The sequence below is a fragment of the Acinetobacter sp. WCHAc060006 genome (genome assembly GCF_004209135.1).
Taxonomy (GTDB): domain Bacteria; phylum Pseudomonadota; class Gammaproteobacteria; order Pseudomonadales; family Moraxellaceae; genus Acinetobacter; species Acinetobacter cumulans.
The window spans coordinates 1-4585 of record NZ_SGSS01000062.1; the positions used below are offsets into that span (position 1 = coordinate 1).

The window sequence follows — 4585 nt, forward strand, 5'->3', positions numbered from 1 at the left end:
ATATGCTTTGGGGCTGATTTTTGTACAGTGATGGGAATTCATTCAAATCACAGCACATAAAAATCGCAAGGAGCTAAAGATGTCGTCATCCGAGATGCAACATATAGATTGGTCAGACTTTATGAAAGTCGAGCTCAGAGTGGGAAAGGTGATTCAAGCTGAAGTTTTTCAGCAAGCTCGTAAGCCTGCCTATATTCTACATATTGATTTTGGGGAGACATTGGGCATTAAAAAGTCCAGTGCGCAAATTACCCAGCTATATTCGCCTGAAGGCTTAATTGGTAAGTTGGTGCTTGCGGTAGTCAATTTTCCCAAAAAACAAATTGGCCCTATTCAGTCTGAGTGTTTGGTGACGGGTTTTCATAATGTGGAAGGGCATGTGGCCTTATGTGTGCCTGATGCAGATGTTCCATTGGGAACCAGATTACTTTAATACACGTATTAAAAAAACCGAGCTGAAGCCCGGTTTTTTATTTCTTTTTTATATTAGCGACGTGATTTAAAGCTTACATTCACGGTGCGTGGACGGTAAATCCAACCTAATATGAGTAAGAACATAGAGAAGCCTAAAATTGGCCAATCGCTTAAGCGGGTATACAGGGTTTGACCTTGCATGGCAGGTAAGTCCCCACGTAAAACTGCTTCTTGATCCATTGGTGCTTGTTTTACAATATGACCATTGTGATCAATAAAGGCGGTAACGCCCGTATTAGTGGCACGAATAAACCAACGGCCGTTTTCTTTAGCGCGCATTTGTACCATTTGCAGGTGTTGTAAAGGACCTGCAGTGCCTGTAAACCACGCATCATTTGATACAGTCACCAAGAAATCACTTTGGGCTGCATTTCGACGAGTTAGGTTGGGATAAGCCACTTCATAACAAATGGCTGCACCTAAATGATGATTTTTAATATTTAAAGGCTTTTGATCACTCGCACCACGAGAGAAACCACTCATAGATGGATCATTTTGCATGGCAGGCAATACCCAGCTAAGTAGACCTGATAAGGGTATGTATTCACCAAAAGGAACGAGGCGTTGCTTCTTGTACATTCCCGAAGCATTGTCACCTGTGGCCATTATGCTGTTGTAATACATCGGGTGCTGCTCAACATGTGAAGCTTTTAAATCCCAATAAGGAATCCCTGTCACCCATGATGTTCCTGTTTTATCTGCCTGTGCTTTCATGGCATCTAAAAAAGGTTCAATGTCGGTTTGGAACATCGGAATAGAAGACTCAGGCCAAACAATTAAGTCACGCCCCCACTCACTACGGCTAAGTTCTGCGTAGATCATCAATGTTTTGGCTTGATATTCCGTTAGCCATTTTAAATCTTGAGGGATATTGCCTTGAACCAAAGAAACAGAGAGTGGTTTTTCAGCTTTAGGTTGAACAAAACTAAGCTGTGAGGCACCCCAAGCACCGAGCAAGAAAATAGCTGAAGGTACCAGCCAAAAAATGCGTTTATTCAGCACTTCTACGACAGCACAGGCCAGTACAATCACCACAAAAGACACGCCAAATACACCAAAGAGCGGTGCATAGCTGTCGAGATAGCGTTCAGTAAATGCATATCCTGCAAAGAGCCAAGGGAAACCTGTGAAGACCCAAGTTTTAGCCCATTCAAACAGAACCCAGAGTGGTGCAAATGTTAGCGGTGTTTCTGGGAAAAACCGACGATATAGCCATGTTTGTATCGCGCTAAATAAACCCATAACGATGGCCATAACTGCAATCATTAGCACGCTCAGTACAGCATTGGTATCGCCGTATACGTGTATAGAGGTATAGAGCCAAAATGCGCCAACAAACCAAAGACCAAAACCATAGGCCAAACCAATGAAAAACGCATGTTTAGCACTGCGTTTACGCAGGCTTGCATATAATAATGCAGGCGATAAAATCGCCAGCCACCAATAATGGTAAGGCGCGAGTGCTAAGCTAAAAATCGCCCCTGAAAATAGGGCGATCAGCAAAGGTAAAATTAAAGGCAGCTGTTTTTGTTGTTCTGCGGGATTTAACAGCTTGTCAAAGAAGGTTCTCATTTACGGACAGCTCGAATCAGATGAATAGTGCGGGCATCTGCTTCCAAAATCGTAAATTCCCAATTTTCAAGGTCAACAGTTTGTCCTTGTAAATCGCTCACTAAACCAATTTCTTGTAGCAATAGACCGCCAACAGTTTCTACTTCATCATCCGAAAAGTCAGCATCTAAAACATTGTTAAAATGTTCGATTGGTGTAAGTGCTTGAACGAGCCAAGTATTTGCAGTATTGGGGTCTGCATCTGGCACGATAAACTCAGCTTCTTCATCCACTTTGTCGTGTTCATCTTCAATTTCACCGACAATTTCCTCCAAGATATCTTCTAAAGTCACGATACCTGAAGTTGTGCCGTATTCATCAATCACAATTGCAATATGCGTTTGGGTGTTTTTCAACATCCGCATCACTTGATCAGAGCGAGCACTTTCTGGCACAAACAAAGGCTGACGCATTAAGGCGCGAATATCAACTTTAGCGGTAGGCTCAGTTAAAAACGGCAATAAATCTTTGGCCAATAATATACCCACGACATTGTCGGGTTGATCGGCAGAGAAAACTGGGAAACGCGAATGCGCAGACTCTACCAGCACGTGTAGGATATCAAGAAGCTCATCATCTTCTTGTAAGCTAATCATTGCTGTGCGCGGGGTCATAACTTCGCGGATTTTTGTTGCGGGAAGGTCAAGAACACCTTCAAGCATTGCAACAGTATCGGGTTCTAAAAAACGACGTGAATCTTGTACTAATTTTAACAGTTCGTCGCGGGTTTCTGGCGCAGTGCCTAACCATTTTCGTAAGCCGCGCATGCCCCACGACGGGCCTGATTCCTCGTGCATGATCTTTCCTGAAGACGCTGAATATCTAAAAAAATTGATTTTATCATACCGTAGAAAATACAGTTGTCTATGCATATTGCTACGGGATTGTAGAATGTTCAGATCAAATTATTTAAAAGTTTAGGATTACATCAAATCCAGCAAGCGAAGTTGAAAAAAGCAACAACACCTATAATGATGGCGGAGAGCGAGGTTAGATCTTAAATGCAAAAGATTGAGCTGAAGCTGGATTGAAATCTGTAGAGCTTAAGCAAGACCATGTAGGAATAAACTGGGCTATGCTAAACTAAAAGGGTTTTCTTCACCTGAGTTTTGCAATGTCTGATTCTGCTATCACACCAAGTCTTCAATTGAATACGCGTGGACTGCGTTGTCCTGAACCTGTGATGATGTTGCATCAAGCCATCCGTAAATCGAAGTCTGGAGATGTGGTTGAAGTATTTGCTACAGACAACTCGACATCATGGGATATTCCAAAGTTCTGTATGCACTTGGGCCATGAACTATTGCTACAAGAAGAACGCTTAGATGAAAATGGCAATAAAGAATTTCATTATTTGGTGCAGAAGGGCTGAGATATTTAAGCGTTTCAAATATTATGTTTGAGCTTAATTTTGAATAATTTACATTTTAAATAAAAATGGGGGCTAGCCTAAGGCGGTGCTAGCTCTTAGAATATCGCCGATTAAATATACAAAAACAATTAGAAAAGATTTCAAAAAATGTTGAATACGATTGCTAAAATTTTAGAAAAATTAGGCTTATCTGCCCAAAAGCGTGCCATTCATGCGCAATTTTCCAATCCTGCTTTGAATGAAGAGCTTTTTATTCAACGTATTGATGGGAAGCATGTCTTAAACCAAGGCCTGCAAGCGACCCTGATTTGCTTATCCACCAATGCATTGATTCCGCTGAAACAATTTATTGGTGTACAAGTTGCTGTTGATCAAGTGACAGATCGGGGCGAACTGTTTCGGACTACGGGTATCATCACCGAAGCCACTCAAGGCCAGAGTGACGGTTCACTCACCCTATATAAACTTACGTTAGAAGATGCAACGTCGTTGTGGCATAAACGTCGTAATAGCCGTGTGTTTATGAATAAATCAGTGCGTGATGTCAGTGAAACTATTTTTAAAGAATGGCAAAGCAAAAGTCCACTCTTTGCATCCAGTCTAATGCTTGATCTAAGTGGTTTAAGCCAAAACTATGATGTTCGGCCCTTCATCATGCAGTCGAATGAAAGCGATTATGACTTTTTAACCCGACTTTGGCGTAGTGAAGGCATTAATTGGCTCATTGATGAAGCACAGCTGAAAGTGCCACATTCCTCAGTACCAATTGAAAAACAAAAACTCCGCTTGATTGATGACAATAGTCAATATCAAGCGCTTAGCCGTCGCAGTATCCGCTTTCATCGTTCTAGTGCAACAGAGCAACAAGACAGCATCACTAGCTTTATCGGTGAGCGTAGCATTCAACCGACAGCAGTACATGTGCAACGTTGGCAAGCTGATGGCCTCAGCCAAGAAGAAGGTGCAGGTTCAGTCCAAAGCAAACATCAGCATAGCCAAAGCCAAGACAATGCCAGCTTAAGCCTAGAACAAGCATGGCATGTCAGCCCTGCATGGATGCAAGACTTAACAGGTGAAGATCAAGCCACAGCTTCATCCAACAGTCAGATTGAAAAACTGAATCAAAAC

General features: G+C 42.2%; 5 protein-coding genes. 3 read left to right on the forward strand and 2 right to left on the reverse strand.

The window, feature by feature from the left end; translation table 11 throughout:
- Positions 1–94: 94 nt before the first annotated feature.
- Positions 95–433, forward strand: a complete 339-nt coding sequence (locus EXE29_RS17005) for a tRNA-binding protein (RefSeq protein ID WP_106986759.1) — start codon at positions 95–97, stop codon at positions 431–433.
- 53 nt (positions 434–486) lie between these two features.
- On the opposite strand, the gene lnt is transcribed toward EXE29_RS17005, so the two are convergent.
- Positions 487–2046 (reverse strand): apolipoprotein N-acyltransferase, encoded by a 1560-nt coding sequence (gene lnt, locus EXE29_RS17010; protein WP_120365106.1) that lies wholly within the window; start codon positions 2044–2046, stop codon positions 487–489.
- A complete protein-coding gene (locus EXE29_RS17015; protein WP_106986757.1) occupies positions 2043–2882 on the reverse strand; it encodes a CorC family transporter in 840 nt (279 codons plus the stop codon). The genes lnt and EXE29_RS17015 overlap by 4 nt, the downstream gene beginning before the upstream one ends.
- Before the next feature lie 317 nt (positions 2883–3199).
- Between EXE29_RS17015 and tusA the strand changes: the two genes are divergently transcribed.
- Entirely contained in the window at positions 3200–3457 is a 258-nt protein-coding gene (gene tusA / locus EXE29_RS17020; protein WP_106986756.1) for a sulfurtransferase TusA, read from the forward strand.
- A gap of 147 nt (positions 3458–3604) precedes the next feature.
- Positions 3605–4585 (forward strand): phage late control D family protein (locus EXE29_RS17025; RefSeq protein WP_213072637.1); only part of this gene is annotated, 981 nt, incomplete at its 3' end.